Annotated in this window: 14 protein-coding genes; 8 read left to right on the top strand and 6 right to left on the bottom strand. The window is 48.2% G+C overall.

Features of this window, described 5'->3' with window-relative positions; translation table 11 throughout:
* The first annotated feature begins 96 nt into the window (after window positions 1-96).
* Together JRJ22_RS14650 and JRJ22_RS14645 are read left to right on the top strand one after the other, a co-directional pair.
* Window positions 97-1875 (top strand): ABC transporter substrate-binding protein, encoded by a 1779-nt coding sequence (locus tag JRJ22_RS14650; protein ID WP_206100260.1) that lies wholly within the window; start codon window positions 97-99, stop codon window positions 1873-1875.
* A gap of 162 nt (window positions 1876-2037) precedes the next feature.
* A complete protein-coding gene (locus tag JRJ22_RS14645) occupies window positions 2038-3018 on the top strand; it encodes a cation diffusion facilitator family transporter (protein ID WP_206105142.1) in 981 nt (326 codons plus the stop codon).
* 90 nt (window positions 3019-3108) lie between these two features.
* Here JRJ22_RS14645 and JRJ22_RS14640 read toward each other — a convergent pair whose 3' ends face one another.
* Window positions 3109-3276: a hypothetical protein gene (locus JRJ22_RS14640; RefSeq protein WP_167347615.1), complete on the bottom strand. Its 168-nt coding sequence runs from the start codon at window positions 3274-3276 to the stop codon at window positions 3109-3111.
* Window positions 3277-3424: 148 nt separating this feature from the next.
* On the opposite strand from JRJ22_RS14640, the gene JRJ22_RS14635 reads away from it, so the two are divergent.
* Entirely contained in the window at window positions 3425-4000 is a 576-nt protein-coding gene (locus tag JRJ22_RS14635; RefSeq protein ID WP_206100259.1) for a histidine phosphatase family protein, read from the top strand.
* 70 nt (window positions 4001-4070) lie between these two features.
* Here the strand turns inward: JRJ22_RS14635 and JRJ22_RS14630 are convergent, their stop codons facing one another.
* Window positions 4071-4487 carry a hypothetical protein gene (locus JRJ22_RS14630; protein WP_206100258.1) on the bottom strand — a complete coding sequence of 139 codons (417 nt, stop codon included), beginning with the start codon at window positions 4485-4487 and terminating at the stop codon, window positions 4071-4073.
* A complete protein-coding gene (locus tag JRJ22_RS14625; RefSeq protein WP_206100257.1) occupies window positions 4484-4687 on the bottom strand; it encodes a helix-turn-helix transcriptional regulator in 204 nt (67 codons plus the stop codon). The genes JRJ22_RS14630 and JRJ22_RS14625 overlap by 4 nt, the downstream gene beginning before the upstream one ends.
* A 351-nt stretch (window positions 4688-5038) precedes the next feature.
* Between JRJ22_RS14625 and JRJ22_RS14620 the strand changes: the two genes are divergently transcribed.
* Window positions 5039-6265 (top strand): aminotransferase class I/II-fold pyridoxal phosphate-dependent enzyme, encoded by a 1227-nt coding sequence (locus JRJ22_RS14620; RefSeq protein WP_232380847.1) that lies wholly within the window; start codon window positions 5039-5041, stop codon window positions 6263-6265.
* Between the two features lie 36 nt (window positions 6266-6301).
* On the opposite strand, the gene JRJ22_RS14615 is transcribed toward JRJ22_RS14620, so the two are convergent.
* Window positions 6302-7630: a PQQ-binding-like beta-propeller repeat protein gene (locus JRJ22_RS14615; protein ID WP_206100256.1), complete on the bottom strand. Its 1329-nt coding sequence runs from the start codon at window positions 7628-7630 to the stop codon at window positions 6302-6304.
* Between the two features lie 439 nt (window positions 7631-8069).
* Window positions 8070-9383 (bottom strand): APC family permease, encoded by a 1314-nt coding sequence (locus JRJ22_RS14610; RefSeq protein ID WP_206100255.1) that lies wholly within the window; start codon window positions 9381-9383, stop codon window positions 8070-8072.
* Window positions 9384-9517: 134 nt separating this feature from the next.
* On the opposite strand from JRJ22_RS14610, the gene JRJ22_RS14605 reads away from it, so the two are divergent.
* The 3 genes from JRJ22_RS14605 to JRJ22_RS14595 all read left to right on the top strand — a co-directional run bounded on the left by JRJ22_RS14605 (window position 9518) and on the right by JRJ22_RS14595 (window position 12651).
* Entirely contained in the window at window positions 9518-10429 is a 912-nt protein-coding gene (locus JRJ22_RS14605) for a LysR family transcriptional regulator (RefSeq protein ID WP_206100254.1), read from the top strand.
* A gap of 88 nt (window positions 10430-10517) precedes the next feature.
* Window positions 10518-11450: a tyrosine-type recombinase/integrase gene (locus tag JRJ22_RS14600; RefSeq protein ID WP_206100253.1), complete on the top strand. Its 933-nt coding sequence runs from the start codon at window positions 10518-10520 to the stop codon at window positions 11448-11450.
* 229 nt (window positions 11451-11679) lie between these two features.
* On the top strand, window positions 11680-12651 hold the full coding sequence (locus JRJ22_RS14595) for a glycoside hydrolase family 113 (RefSeq protein WP_232380846.1): 972 nt from the start codon (window positions 11680-11682) through the stop codon (window positions 12649-12651).
* A 225-nt stretch (window positions 12652-12876) separates the two neighbouring features.
* On the opposite strand, the gene JRJ22_RS14590 is transcribed toward JRJ22_RS14595, so the two are convergent.
* On the bottom strand, window positions 12877-13803 hold the full coding sequence (locus JRJ22_RS14590; protein WP_206100252.1) for an L-lactate dehydrogenase: 927 nt from the start codon (window positions 13801-13803) through the stop codon (window positions 12877-12879).
* A gap of 146 nt (window positions 13804-13949) precedes the next feature.
* Between JRJ22_RS14590 and JRJ22_RS14585 the strand changes: the two genes are divergently transcribed.
* Window positions 13950-14576 (top strand): LysE family translocator, encoded by a 627-nt coding sequence (locus JRJ22_RS14585; protein WP_206100251.1) that lies wholly within the window; start codon window positions 13950-13952, stop codon window positions 14574-14576.
* Window positions 14577-14594 lie beyond the last annotated feature (18 nt).

Here is a 14594-nt window from a genome sequence, read left to right as displayed (position 1 = left end):
AATCAATGCTTTGTTATGTATAATTGTAAGGATAAAAGGGGGAAATAAAAGTGTAAGTTTTCCATAATCTCTTTCACCTTTAAAGGAGCGATAATATTGGATAACAATATCTCTCATTTTCTCCGGCTGGCAGCCGATATTAATACTCCTTTTAGAATACATGAGCCCCTGATGGTAAGTATTGAACAGCTGGCAGAGGTTCTTTGCTGCACCCCGCGGAATGTGAAGTTTATCCTGCGCAAGCTAGAAGAAAAGTCGTTCATCCACTGGCAGCCGGGAAGAGGCAGAGGGCATATCTCTGAATTGACCTTTGTACGCAGCGTGGATGAGGTGCTGGAAGATGCACTGCAGGAGCTTATCGGCAGGGGGAAGATTAAGCAGGGCATTGACCTAATCGGTCTGCCTGAGGTAAACGGTCCTTTGAAGGAAAGACTGCTGACCCTGCTGAATAAACAAATGGGCTATCATAGTGAGACTGAGTCGACTGAGGGTCTGGACGTCCTGCGGATCACGCGCAACCGGCATATGCAGAAGCTGGACCCTTCCTGCGTATATACCGCTTTTGAAGCCTTTCTGATCAGTCAAATGTACAGCACACTGGTGACTTATGAAGCATCCGGCGGCAGGTTTTTACCGGCTTTAGCCCACATGTGGGAAGTGAATGAGACCTATACCAGTTATATTTTTTATCTGCGCAAGGGTGTGCGGTTCCATCATGGGCGCGTCATGACAGCTAGGGATGTCAAGGAGACGCTGCAGCGACTGAAGGATCAGAATAGTCCGGCCTTGTGGCACTTCCGTCACATTACTGGTGTAGAGCTGCTAGGGGATCACCGTATCCGTTTTGATTTGTCCAGTCCAAACCGCTTTTTCCTGCACTTGCTGAGTTCAATTTATATGTCGATTCTTCCCTGCGATGTGGAATTTTCTGCGGAAAAACCGCTTGGAACCGGGCCATACCGGGTGATGAATCTGAGCGATGATGTTCTGGTGCTTGCTGCATTTGATGATTATTACGGCATCCGGCCGCTCCTGGACCGGGTTGAGATCTGGTATTTGCCGGATCAGAGGGTCAGTGAACGCCATTACCAGCTTCCGGATGTAGAGGAATTCCGGCCGTCCTCAGAGCCATGCACTAATAACAGTATTGACTATCCGGCTTTGGGATGCAGATACATTCTCACCAATTTCCGTAAAAAAGGAATACAGAACAATCTTCATTTTCGTCAGGCAATGAGACTTTTATATCACCCGCTTGCGTTGATCAGAGAACTCGGAGGTAACCGGATTACCCCTGCTGACAGTTTCCTTCCCTGGAGAAGCCGTAAGAGCACATGGGTTGAACCTTCACTTGAACAAGCGAAACAGCTGCTTGATTTAAGCGGCTATAGCGGTGAAGTCATCACCCTTGGATATCTTCCTAAGAAAGATGAACGGGAGGAAGCGGAATGGCTTCAGCGGCGCGGAGCCGGGATTGGCCTGCAATTCAGACTGCTGGATTACAAGGATTATAACCTGAAAGAAATCATGTGCCAGGCTAATTTTGTGTTTGCGGAAGAAGTGCTGGAGGATGACTGGCAGTGGGGGATGATTAATTATTTTGTGAACAAGTCTAATCATCTTCATGTTTTGCTGGAAGACAGCCAGCGTGACAGAATAGAGCAAGAGCTTGCTCACTTTGCAGAACTGCCTGAAGAAGGCAGATGCCGCCTGCTCGAGCAGATGGAAGACCTTCTCCGCGATAATGCATGGCTACTCTATGGATGCCATATGAATAAGAGGGCGCAGCTCAATCAGAGTTTGTTCGGCCTGCATACCGGATCGTTCGGGTTCCTCGATATTTCCAGGCTGTGGATTAAAACGGGATTTCAGTAAAGGATTGCGGCAATTGATGACAGTCTCCTCTATATGCAAGTGATAGGATTTGTCCACATCAGGTTAAATAAGTACATAGGATGAGTGGACAACAAACTGGATATCATTTGCGGAGCGGATGTGCCGGTAAATGGACAGACGCGTAAGGAGGCTGCCAGAATTATGGATGAGAAACGCGAAACGATTGGAAACCTGATCAAAAAAGGTAACAGATCCTCCGGATCGGCAGCTATAGGCAATACTTGCATCGCCATAGTTAAAGCAGTTGCCTTTGCTTTGACGGGCAGCGGTTCGATGTTCGCAACTATGATGCATTCCATTGCTGATGCCGTCAATCAGTTGTTTGTATTTACAGGCAGTGTGTTGGCCGAAAAAAGGCCTACCCGCCGCTTCCCGGACGGCTTCGGGCGGGTTATCAACCTGTTCTGCATGGTCGCAGTAATTGTAGTAACGGTGATGGCCTATGAAACGATGCTGGAAGGGTTCCATCTGCTGAAGCATCCGGCCGAGGAATCCGGAGGTTATTGGATCAATGTGCTGGTACTGCTGCTGTCGATAGCCGCAGACGGATTTGTCTGGGTGAAGGCCATGAATGAAGTGCTGCATGAAGCACGGGTTGAAGCCAAAGGCTTGAGCAAGCTTACCGTCTCACTCAAAAATGTGAAGCGGGCTGCCCCGCCGACCCGGCTTGTCTACTATGAAGATCTGGTGGCCACAACAGGGGGACTGCTGGCGATGATCGCCGTCCTAGTCACCGCACTAACCGATTTTCATCTGCTTGACGGAATCACGAGCATTTTGATTGCTTTTATGATGATCGGGGTAGCCTTCCGTGTAGGCTATGACAATATGGTTGGACTGATCGGTGTTGCCGCTCCGCCGGAAATCGAGGATAAGGTAGCGAAGATCATCTTCGACGAGCCGCAGGTTACGGATATTTTTCAGATGCGAATTCTGCAGGAGGGGCGTTATTATCATATAGAAGGCCTGATCGAGCTGCGGCGGGGCTTATCGCTGGCGGATGCCGACGATATCAAGTTTAAGGTGAGGGACAAGCTGCTGGCTGACCCGCATATTTCGGATGTGACTTTAGGGATTCTGGAGGATAACGGTGTCCGCAACTGGGTACCGCAGCATGAATAAATGTAATAATAAAGGGGAGTACCGTTACGGAACGGTGCTCCCCTTAACTATGATTGCTATACAGAGCCTGCGTTAAGCGGGGCTATACGGTTAAACCGCCTGCTTCCCGTCACATTTTTTGCAGACATCCAGCTTGCCGCCGTCGGCACTTTTGCCGATATAGAGCAGTTTAATCCGTGTGCTTCCACAGATTGGACAGGTTCCTCTGCTGCGGGACGGCATCCGCCAGAGTGCTTTGCCGCGTTTATTCTTGGACATAAGGTTTCCCACCTTCACTCGTAATACCCTATCCTATGCCTGTCCGGGCAAGACTAGTACTTCCTCATTGACATACCAGTTATTACTAATATAGTGTGAAAGTTGTATTTCATTAATCATCCGGAAAAATATATTTCAGGAGGAAGCTATGCACACTTCGATTTATATGGTAAGACATGGTGAATCACCAGTGAATGAGAGCAGCAAAAATGAAAGAACCCGAGGTTTGACGGAAAAAGGGAAGAGGGATGCGCATCAAGTAACTGAGTTATTGAAACAAGAAGATATAGAGGTGTTTGTCTCAAGCCCTTATCTAAGGGCGATTCTAACCATTGAGGATTTGGCTGGGGTCAGCGGCCAGGAGGTGCAGTTATACGAAGACCTTAAAGAAAGAATCTTCCTAAATGAAGATATACGCTTGCCTGATGAGGAGTTAGTTCCACTATTGGAGAGATCGTTTATTGATCCTGATTTTTCTTTGCCGGGGGGAGAATCGAATGCCGGATGTCAGAACCGGGCTGTCGCCGTTGTAGAAGAGTTATTAATGAATTATGACGGACGGAAAATAGCTTTAGGCACACATGGAGCCGTAATGACTTTGATTATGAATCATTATGACAACAAGTACGACTTGAATTTCCTGCTAAACATGTCCAAACCGGATGTATACAGACTTGATTTTAATGGGAATGAGCTGGTTGATGTCATCAGATTGTGGAAATAACGGTTAACTGAAGCACGGGCAGCGCCAGCCGTAAGGTATTGTTGATTTGCGGGCTGGCGCTGCTATGTTTTTACATACTTTTCTGGTATTGGACCATCAGATAATGACTCATGAAATGGTATATCAAGAATACTACAACTACAGCGAGTGTCACCCATAATGGGGCTGAAATAAGAATCGTAATATAGGCGATCGCCATGATCAGCCATTGCGTGATGTCAGCAGCCTTGGCTTTGGCCCGGTTACGGATAACCGTATTCCGTTCATCGTTATAATCGATGGTGGCCTGTTTTTCAAGCTCAGGGTTTTTGCGTGCTGCACGGTTCATTAATAAGTTGGATATACTAACCCCCGCACTGCTCGCCCCGATGCCGATCAACGTACCCGAGAGAGCCTTGAATTCCTCATTGTTAAAAAAGAAGCTTGCTACAATTGCGCAGATTCCGATGAACAGCAGTACTGCGTAGAAAGCCGTTGATCTTCTCATTTCTGATCCTCCTCGTAGATAAAAATCTCCTCAACGGACAAGTGGAAATAACGGGCGATTTTTAAAGCTAAAATGATGGAAGGGTTGTATCTCCCATTTTCAAGCGAGCCGATCGTCTGTCTGGATACCTCAAGCGCTGCTGCAAGCTCCTCCTGCTTAATACCGTGCTGTTTACGTATTTCCTCAAGCCTGTTTTTCAAAGGATCACCTCACATCACGAGATGGAAAGCATACTTTCCATAATTAAAATATCATTAAAAACAATAAATGTAAAGCGTGCTTTCCATTTTGTTAAGAAAATTATTGAGAGTATCGCCTGCTTAAATGGTTCGTCATTTTGGTCAAAATGCAGCTCATTTGGGCCCAAAAAAAAAAGCGTATAACATAAATTATACGCTGTTTTGTTTTAGAACGATTTTTAATACAGGGCGTGTCCAAGTTCACGGTTAAAAAAGAGCGAGAATTACTATTTAATACCATTTGCTAACTGGCTTACTCCATCTAATCCCGACCCATGCTATAATGATTCAAAAACAGGCAGGTGGAGAGTTTTGAAAACAGACAAATCAGCCTCCAGGCAAAAATGGAGATCGGACAAGCTTTCACATTTGGGCTCATCGATTTTTTCGGAGGTGGCCAGCTGGAAGGAGGAAGCCATGAGTTCAGGTCTGGATGTCATTGATCTCGGAATCGGCAGTCCCGATCAGGCACCCGCTCCTGAGATACGCCAAGCTTTAAGTGAGGCAGTGCTTAGAGAGGATAGTTACTCTTATCCGGCTTCCAAGGGAAGTACTGAATTCCGTAAGCAGGCAGCGGAGTGGATGAACTGGCGGTTTGGGGTAGAGGTTGACCCGGAGGAAGAGCTGGTTTCGTTAATGGGTTCGCAGGATGGCTTGGCGCATCTCGCTTTAGCTTTATGTAATCCTGGTGATCTCGCGATTGTACCTGACCCGGGTTATCCGATTTATACAGGAGCGCTGGCACTAGCCGGAGTTAGAGCCTGGCCGCTTCCGCTTCTTGAGGACAATGCCTTTCTGCCTGATTTGGACAGCATACCGGAGGCAGTATGGCAGGAAGCAGTCTTTATTCTGCTCAGCTTCCCCGGAAATCCGATTTCAGTAACCGTAGACCTGGCTTACATGGAGAAGCTTGTTGCCTTCGCTCATAAATGGGATGTACTGATTATTCATGATCTCGCCTATTCCGAGATGGGGTTTGGAGGTTACCGGCCGATAAGCATTCTGCAGGTGCCTGGAGCAATACATACGTCAGTGGAGTTCCATTCCTTTTCCAAAAGCTTTAATATGGCCGGCTGCCGCATCGGTTTTATGACCGGCAACCGTGAAGCCGTAGGGGCACTTAGGGAGCTTAAAAGCAATGTAGATTATGGTGTGTTCAATCCGGTGCAGGAAGCTGCGGTGCTGGCGCTGAAGCTGGCGATGCAGGGGAATGGGCGGCTAGAGGTGGCCCCGCTGTATGAACGCCGGCGGGATCTGTTTGTTGAAGCGCTAACCGAGGAAGGATGGGCTGTCCCTAGTCCCGCAGCAACGATGTTCATCTGGGCACCGCTGCCTGAAGGATACGCTTTTACAGAACTGGAGGGACGGTCACGGCAGTTTGCCCATGAGCTGGTGCTGAAGACCGGCGTGGTGGTCATTCCTGGCGATGCTTTTGGGGCACAAGGAGAAGGCTTTGTCAGAATTGCCTTGGTAGAAGATGAAGCACGGCTTCTGGAGGCTGCCCGGAGAATTGGCGAATATTTGCGGACGATTCGATAGATAGTTATAAAGGACTTCGAAGGAAGTCCTTTTCTTTTATTTCGGCAAAGAGACTGCGAACAGTTTACTTTCAAACCGAATCAGCGCGGTTCCGTTATCAATAGCTATATTTCCGAAATAAGTATAGGATAGTCCGGTGTTAAATTGGCCGAGCGATGCTCCAGACTCCGCATCCATGACCGAGAAGCTTCCGTCCTCATAGCTTGCAAATACGTAATGATCTTTCTTCTCCACTTTGACAATTTTGCTGGAGGGAGTAATGAACGTTACAATGCGGTCGTCTGTGAGATTGACTCCAGTTAATTTGGTGCATTGCTGGAAAAATACCATTCCCTCCACAGGGCCGGCAACCCAGCTTCCGTATCCGTCATAGCTTTTGGAGGCAGAATCCCCTTGGCCGCGTGTGAAGCGGGTGAGCGAAATTTCAGACTGATCAGCATCTTCACTTGCCGCATAGGTATAAGGCTTTTGAATAAACGTGTAGAAGCTGCCTATCCGTCTGACATCATCCAGCGGCTGATAGTTTTCCTCCCCTGTTATTTTTCCGGTTGCGGGGTCCATTTGCACAAGAGTCAGCAAATGGCCCGGCACAGGGGCCGTTACTGTCTTGTATTGCTCCCCGGCCCGCTTCTGCAGCACGAAATTCCCTCCATCTACAGAGATGAGATCATATATTCCTTCGGTTCTCCACAACTGCTTACCTGTTTCCGGGTCCAGACCATAATATTGTGAGCGGATATTATCGACTGTGCTGGATACAACTAGAACGCCTTTATATTCACCGTAGAGGCTCCCCGCATACATGGGGATCTTTGGATTTTCCCATAATTTCTTACCTGAGACGGGATTGTAGGCGATAATGCCTCCGCGCTCATTGGCAAAAATAACTTTCCCGTTAATCAGACGTGCTTGCCCGCCGACTTCCATCGGGAGCTGGGCTACTTTAACCTTCCAGATCAGCTTGCCGGTAGTGGCTGAGATTTTCAGCAGATGATCACTGTTAGCGAAGACAAAGACAGAATTATTCGTTACAATTTGCGGATTGGCAGCATTTCTATAAGACCAGAGCAGTTTGCCAGTGCTGATATTTTTGGCGTACAGGATGTTGTTGGTGGAATAATAGATGACGCCGTTCGAGACGGGTTGTTTCCCGGCACTGAATCCGCCTCCGTCTGCTTTTGCCTGCCAGCGCACTTGTATGGCTGCCGGTTTTGGGGATGGGGAGGCCTTTGCAGCTGCGAAAAGGACAGCGCGGGTATTCAGAGGATTGATAATTGATGATCTGGCATCTGTTATAGAAGCCACACTGTAAACAAGCAGGCCGGAGGCCAGAAATGCAGTAAAACCAAGTTTGAATTTTGACAAGCAGCTCAACTCCTTATTTCTTCTCATATCAAGTAGACTTCCTGAATACAATAAAGTTTCTTGATTATGGAAAAATACATTATATAGTTAACATAATCAAAGTTATGTTGACTGTAAAGCATTTTAGTTCATTTCCATCATAAAAACCTGGGCAAATCCGGAGAGTTTCGGGCTGGCGGGTAACCCATAACAGTTATTGGTGGGATTATCTGGGTTGCCGTGATTACGTTGGTGGCTCCTAAAGAGAGTGGAGTATATTTTTACACTTATTTTGCGCCATGGACGACGGGAGACGGCAAGTACACACTTAACCAGACATCAGCAGTTTTTGCCGTGGAAATTCAATAGCAGGAGAATGGAAAAGAGAAGAGGCCGCGTTGTCCTTGAATTTTAAGGACAACGCGGCCTATTGGTATGGGATAACCGGTTTTGCGTATTTTTAGATTACTTTGGACTTCTCCTGTGAGGTTTTGACCTCAGATAGGTCAGTAATAGAAGCGTGTTTATGACTTAGTAAAATAATTATTGTGAAAACCGCAGTGATAACCAGCGGATAGCCAATTGCCCAGCCGGTAAAAGGGAACACAGCCACCGTCGCCGCAAATGAAATCCAGCTGATTATAACACCGGGGCGGTGTCCTTTGAGCAGCCGGATGCCTGCAGCACAGCCGCCGATATAGGTCAAAATGAAAGTGGCATTCGGAAATTGGATCAAGGTGGTAATGGACAATAGACCACTGCCATACAGGAATAATACGGCTGTAAAACAGGCCAGCAAAAACCTGATAGCCCCGGTAGGCGTATGATACCGTTCCGATAAGCTCCCCATCCATTTCGGGGCATATCCTTGGCGGGACAACGCGAACGCCACACGGGAAGCTGCACCGGTATAAGCAATAATCGTGGCTGTACAGATGAACAGCCCCGTTAGCCCCGCGATGAATCCGCCCCATGAACCCAGCGGCTGGCTGATGATCCAGACCAGCGAGGAGTCTGCTCCGCCCCGGAGGTAGCTTTGGGTGCCGACGGTGGCCAGTGCCGACAGGAAGTAGAGGACTCCGACGATAATGGCGGCAATGGTGACGCCTTTAACCGCGGCCCGCTGCGGGTCCTTAAACTCTTCAGACAAATGGGATACCGCTTCCCAGCCGATGAAACACCAGAAAAGAATAGCCGCCGACTGCCCGACACTGGTCCAACCGTGTGGCATAAATGGCGTGAAATGTACACTTTCCATCCGTGGCAGTGCTGCGGCGAAGGAGAAGACTAAAACGGCAATAATGGCGATTACGACAGCGATCTGTACTTTGCCCGCTACCTGCATGCCGATCCAGTTCGTGATCAGTCCGATGGCCAGCATCCCTGCAGCTATCGTGATTCTGACGCTGTCACCCCAGCCAAGGGCTGCCGTCATATAACCGGCTCCAGTCAGAGCAGCCACCGGCCCGCCGATTGGAACGGACATTAGAAAGAACCAGCCGACCAGGCTTCCGGCTTTCGGGCCGAAGGCCAGTGTGACGAAATAGGACACCCCGCCTGCGTTCGGGAATTTGGCGGAGAGCAGTCCCATGGATAGCGCCAGGGGCAGAATGAGCAGGGTCATGAACCCCCAGGCCAGCAGCGAAGCCGGTCCGGACATTTCCGCCGCCAGACCGGGAACAATCAGCACGCCCGATCCAAGGACGGCGCCGATGTAGAGGGCAATCGCCTGCGGCATCCCGATATTACGTTCCAGTGAATGTTTTTCCTTCATATAATAGTCCCGCTTTCCTTGTATTTAAGTACAGAGTATCAGATAATGAATCCATTGGAAAAACGGAATTATTAAATACTATCCATTCAAAATACCGATAATAGCATGAAACAGGGGAGGGTTATGAACGTTCTATGGAATCACGGCATTTATTCACGTTCCTGGTTGTAGTGGAAGCTGGCAGTTTCACGCGGGCTGCCCAGAAGCTGGACTATGCCCAGTCCAGTATTACAGCACAAATCCAGTCCCTGGAGGCTGAGCTTGGCCAGCCTTTATTTGACCGGATCGGTAAAAAGATCATGCTCACCGATGCCGGACGCCGTTTACTTCCCTATGCGCAGGAAATCTCGCGGATGCATTCGCTGGCGCGCGATGCGCTGCGCTCAGAGACGGAGTTGTCCGGTGTACTGCGCATTGGTGCGCCTGAATCGCTGGCGGCCTTCCGGCTGCCGGGAATTATTAAGGAATTCCGCGGGTGTCATCCTCAGGTTCAGATTACGCTGAAGCCCGGCGCTTGCTGGGAGCTGACTGATTTTGTCCGAACAGGTGAGCTTGACCTTGCTTTTCTGCTTCAGCCTGAGACGGAGTATAAGGATTTACAATGTGAAACGCTGATTCATGAGGCCATGACAATGATAGCACCGCTGAATCACCCGCTAATGAATGCGGCGGAGGTAGAACCGACGGATCTAAAAAATGAAACCATTCTCCATACCGAAACAGGCTGCACCTACCGGACACTTTTTGAGCGTCATTTGAACAGTCATGGCGTATTTCCCGATCCTAATCTGGAATTTTGGAGTATTGAAGCGATTAAGCAGTGTGTGATGTCGGGACTGGGTATCTCCTTCCTGCCGCTGATAACGGTGAGAAGTGAGCTGGCAGAGGGCAAGCTGGTCCGGCTGAATTGGAATGATGAGGCACAGCGTGTAGCTACGCAGATTGTTTATCATCACAAAAAATGGATATCACCTGCACTTAATGAATTCATAAACATAGTCCAGACGCATGCTGTCAAGTGGCGGGAAGAGGCGGCCAACAGCTGAGATTTACGTGTGGTGAATTAGGAATGAGAAGGATTCTACAGGGATTATGTCTATGGTACAATAGGAATCCGGAAATGGGGGGATAGTGATGAATAATTCAGAATCAGACTATGAGGAAGAGCTGGAAGCTTTTCTGATCTGGATGAAAGATGCCGGTTATACAGCATATACACAGAAATCCTATCTGGCTGATGTACGCGAGTTTCTGGAGGGCCTAAACTCCAAGCCACTTGAATCCGTCAAAAAACTTCATGTTGTCTCCTATCTGACTTCTGTTCGTGAACGAGGAGTGAGTGATGCTACACGTAACCGCAAACATGCCTCGATTAACTGCCTGTTCAAAGCACTGATTGAGCTTGAGCTGCTTAGCGTGAATCCGGCGGCAGGCATCAAGAAATCCAAAACAGAAAAGAACCGGGAACCTGTCTATCTGGATGAAGGCGACCTGCAGCGGTTTTTATCTGCTATAGACGGTAAATACCGCAGCCGCAATCTGGCTGTCTTTTTACTCATGTCGTATATGGGACTGCGGGTAGGGGAGGTTCATACACTTAATCTGAGTGATTACAACGCGGAACGCCGCTTACTCCGTGTATTCGGGAAAGGGCGGAAATGGCGCAATGTTCCGGTTCCGGAGGATGTAGCCCCTTATCTGGAGCAGGCAATAAAAGAACGGCTAAACCCATGGCGCAGCAAAGAGGAAGCGATGTTCATTTCCCAAAAAGGCCGGAGGCTCTCCATCCGTGGTATCCAGGGGATCGCAGCCAATACATTCGGACGGTTTCAGAATGGTGTACCTGAGGCGCACCGCCGCCCCTATTCAAGTCATAAGCTGAGGCATTCCTTCGCTACTATGCTGCTGCGCAAGGGTGCGGATCTGCGTACAGTTCAGGAGCTGCTGGGTCACTCGTCTATTCAAACGACAACAGTGTATACACATATCACGAGCCGCGAGAAGGAAGAAGCGATGGCCAGACTGCAAATCAGCATGCCAATGATGGAAGCACCAGCAACAAAGTAACATAACATACATTATGTCAACCTACTTCAAACTGCCGACGGACGAAACAGTTCCCCGGCTTTTTTTGTACTCAAATTATTGCTGCAACAGCCTTAAGCATTATTCATAAATAAATAACTTGTTATTATATTGTTTTTGAATTATCCTAACAAAAGATAGGTATAGAAACTTTTATTATAAGCAGCGTTGAGAGAAGCAAGTTACGATCATTTAATAGGAGGACTGGACTGTGAAAGAACTGTTTTTTAAAGGAATGACCTATGGCTGGGAATCAACGCGAGGGGCGTTCAGACAGCCGTATGCGGAGGATTCACTGCGTAAACTGGCAGAGACCGGAAGTGAATGGATTGCTTTATCCTTCTGGACATGGCAAGATACTGTGCACTCAACTAATATTTATTTTGATTACGGATATACGATGACTGACAGGGATATTGAGCATGCTGTGCGTCTGGCGAAGGAACTGGGGCTGAAGGTATGTTTGAAGCCGGTTGTAAATTCTAGGGACGGCATTTGGAGAGCGCGGATCGGTTTTCCTGAGGAAGGGGACAGTTACTGGGAAGCCTGGTTCAGATCCTATACGAATTTCATCAAGCATTACGCAGAGCTGGCAGAGGAGCTTGAGTGTGAGATGTTCTGTATCGGCTGTGAAATGGTGGCGACAGAGTCAAGGGAAACAGAGTGGCGCCATTTAATAGGTGAGGTTAAAAGCTTATACACCGGCCCTATCGTATACAATGCGAATCACGGCAAAGAGGAGGGCATCGACTGGCTTGATGCTGTAGACTATATTGGAACAAGCGCCTATTATCCGGTAGCCTCCGTTCCGGGTGATTCCTATGAGAATATGCGCCTGGCCTGGGAGAAACAGAAGCCGCGGCTGAAGGCGTTAGCTGAGCGGTTCGGCAAGCCGCTGGTCTTTATCGAAATCGGCTGCCGCAGCGCGGTTGGCTGTGCTACTATGCCATGGGATTTTACACATAAAGAGCTTCCCGCTTCAGAACAGGAGCAGGCGAATTTTTACCGCTCGGCGCTTGAAACGTTCTGGGACGAACCCTGGTTTGCGGGATTCTTCTGGTGGGACTGGAGCACTCGGTTGTATAAGGCGGAGGAAGCCTCTTCCAATGTCGGTTTTGATATTTATGGTAAAGCAGCAGAGCAGGTATTGCGGGAATATTACAAACGCCCTGTCATCAGATAATGCAGAAATGATCCGCAAGCTGGAGCAAATGCACCAGTCTGCGGATCATTTTTCTTTCATTCATTCAAGCGTGTTGTTAATTGCAACCAAGATACTATTATCATTGTCAGGCAAAAATGTTTCATGTTATATTATCAAGATGACATGGAGAGTAAACTCCGTCCTTTAGCAGTGGTGGTATGCCATACACTCAAAGGACGGTTTCTTTTGTGTGCAGGGATTCGATTACAATTCAAGCTTGGAGATTTCCGCCTTGAGTTTTTCTCCCGATTTCCGGAACAATGCCTGTTCTTCCTCACTGAGCGGCAAATCAAGGACTTCTCGTACACCTGAGCGGTCAACTACACATGGTGCACCCAGGAATACATCTGAAACCCCGTTATAGTTGTTGAGCAGGGTGGACACGTTGAGCACAGCACCTTCATTGTCCAGGATAGAGACGACAATACGGTCAAGTGCCAGCGCAATTGCGTAAGAAGTAGAGCCTTTGGCATCGATAATTTCGTAAGCTGCATTCTTGGTGTCTTCGAAGATTTCCTGGCGTTCGGCTTCGTCGAACCCGAGATCAATTCCGGCGACATTGGACAAGCTCCATACCGGAAGCTCGGAATCTCCATGTTCACCGATAATTTGACCGTGAATACTGCGCGGATCGATTTCTTTATGCTTTCCGATCAGATAACGGAAACGTGCACTATCGAGCACTGTACCGGAACCGATGACACGTCTGCGGTCGAAGCCGCTGATTTTCAGGGTGGCGTAAGCCAGGATATCGACCGGGTTCGTTGCAATCAGCAGAATGGCGTGCTGGTTGTATTTCGTAATTTTTTGAATGATGTCTTTAAAGATCGAGATGTTTTTGCGCAGAAGATCGATTCGGGTCTCACCAGGCTTTTGGGATGCACCGGCGGTTACAATGATAATATCCGCTTCCCGGCAATCTTCGTAGGTACCTGCCCATAGCTTCACACCGCCGACAAAAGGCATGCCGTGGTTCATGTCCAGTGCTTCACCAAGTGCTTTCTGATGATTAACATCTATGAGTACCAATTCTTGCATGCGTCTGCGTAGAAGCAGGGTATAAGCAGTTGTCGTTCCTACTGCACCTGTGCCGATAACCACGACACGATTGGGCTTGAATGGGGGGGCCATTGTTACATCTCCTCCGAGTTTGAATTTTTTGTGTCCAATCTTAAACATCATAATCGCTAAGGATAGTGTTTTCAAGCATCCTGTTTTTAATCCATTACCCGAAAACGGGCATGCTAACTATAATATTTGGCAGAAGGGAGAGAATTATGTTTACGATATCCACCTTGTTTTTGTTTATTGGAGCCGCAGTGCTGCTGATTTTGATTCCTGGACCGGATCTTATTTTTGCCGTGACTCAGGGGATTACGAATGGACGCAGGGCGGGAGTTTATACAGCTGCCGGTCTGGCACTGGGAAACACGGTACATACACTGGCCGCTGCACTTGGGCTCTCGATCATTGTGACTACGTCACCGGTGCTTTTTACGGTTTTCAAGATTGCCGGGGCGGTTTATTTGTTCAATTTGGCTTTTAAATCCCTAAAGTACCGCAAAACGGCAATGGTACTGCAGGCAGGAGAGAAGAAAGACAAGCGTGTACTGCTGCGGAAAGGACTCTTGATGAATATCCTCAATCCGAAGGTAGCGATTTTCTTTCTCACCTTTCTGCCGCAATTTGTGAATTATGATCATGGCTTTGTACCGCTGCAAATGGTAGTGCTGGGACTGGTCTTCATTATTCTGACTTTTTTGATTTTTGGACTGCTTGCATATTTTGCAGGTGCATTCAGCAGTAAGTTTTTGGAGAAGCCCCGGATGCAGGAGGGCGCCAATCTTGCTGCCGGAGTTATTTTTGTAGGGCTGGGCATCAAATTGCTGACTACCTCGCCCTAGCTTGGCACACACATCTAC

Origin of the sequence: Paenibacillus tianjinensis, from assembly GCF_017086365.1 — a bacterium.
GTDB lineage: Bacteria > Bacillota > Bacilli > Paenibacillales > Paenibacillaceae > Paenibacillus_AQ > Paenibacillus_AQ tianjinensis.
The sequence above is the reverse complement of the archived record's forward strand: the minus strand, read 5'-3'. Positions and strand labels throughout refer to the sequence as shown.